This window comes from Methanospirillum sp., from assembly GCF_035406105.1.
In the GTDB taxonomy this organism is placed as follows: Archaea; Halobacteriota; Methanomicrobia; order Methanomicrobiales; family Methanospirillaceae; genus Methanospirillum.
Window position 1 is genome coordinate 1 of sequence record NZ_DAONKG010000383.1, and the last position, 1077, is coordinate 1077.

At 49.2% G+C, this 1077-nt stretch carries 2 protein-coding genes; both read left to right on the forward strand.

All coding sequences use genetic code 11. The features are described from left to right. Nucleotides 1–555 (forward strand): FHA domain-containing protein (locus PLA23_RS13685; protein WP_324475585.1); only part of this gene is annotated, 555 nt, incomplete at its 5' end. Then, nucleotides 552–1077: hypothetical protein (locus PLA23_RS13690; protein WP_324475586.1), on the forward strand; the 526-nt coding region annotated here is incomplete at its 3' end. The genes PLA23_RS13685 and PLA23_RS13690, both read left to right, overlap by 4 nt.

The following is a 1077-nucleotide window of genomic DNA, read 5'->3' on the forward strand; positions in this document are numbered from 1 at the left end:
GGGGTCTCTGATGATCCAGCAAATCAGGGGCAGCCGGTTTTCTATTACTCCCTCATTCCCGATGGCCTAAAACATGCAGCAGAGAATCTTTCGCTCTTTACTTCAGTTGCAGGAAATATAAACCCAGATCTCTCACGACAAGCGATGGCCGTACAGACCGGATTTCAGCAGATCGTTCACATCTCCGGGCCAGGAATACTCATCACAAACGGACCGAGGGCCGGGGAGGTTATCAGATTAACCGGGAATCTCTACCGGATCGGAAGACGGGAGGAGGGATGGAATGGTACGACTCCTGAACCGGCCATTCTTCTCGACGATGAGTACCGCTCAGTCAGCCGAGTATCAAAACCACATGCCTGGCTGAAAAAACAGGCTGGATTTTGGACAATTACTGACGGGAAGAGCAAAGGGGGTACATACGTGAATGGAAAGCCCATCGGCCATGATCCGGTCGTTCTCACCAATGGGGACAGAGTTGACCTCTCACCCGGCCCGCTTGGCGTGAGTATGATCTTTTATGCAGATACAACGTCATCTGACACCGCTCCATGACGACGACAATCCTGCCGAGTATGCGATCCTTTGATGGGCATACTGTGATACAAGATCGGGCCTTTCAGATAGCAAATCTCTTGTTAGCTCTCCATTATCTTATCGTAGAACTTTTTTTAATTTCAGTGCCGGTCAAGCATGGCCACGGCGGAGGGATAGGACCGGGTATGGGGAATGCAATTGCGGTCTTTCTTCCCGCATTCACTATCCTCTTCCTGCTCTTAATCCTGTTCCACCTCATCTCATTCTTTCATCATCATCTTCCAGACCACCTTGGCATAGGAGTTGGGTTTAGTCAAGTTATCATAGGAACGCTCATCCTTGGCTCACTGCTCCTCTCTCGTCAGTCATATACCCTTCTTCAGGCACTATACCCATTAACAAGTCTCATCGTCTTCTCCCTTGCACTTTCACTCATCCTTGGCATATACCTCGTCATCAGAGATCTGCGAAACAGGCATCAGACACTCAAAGCCGATAGCCGAAATGTATCACAATTTCCTCTTCCCATGAATCGATACA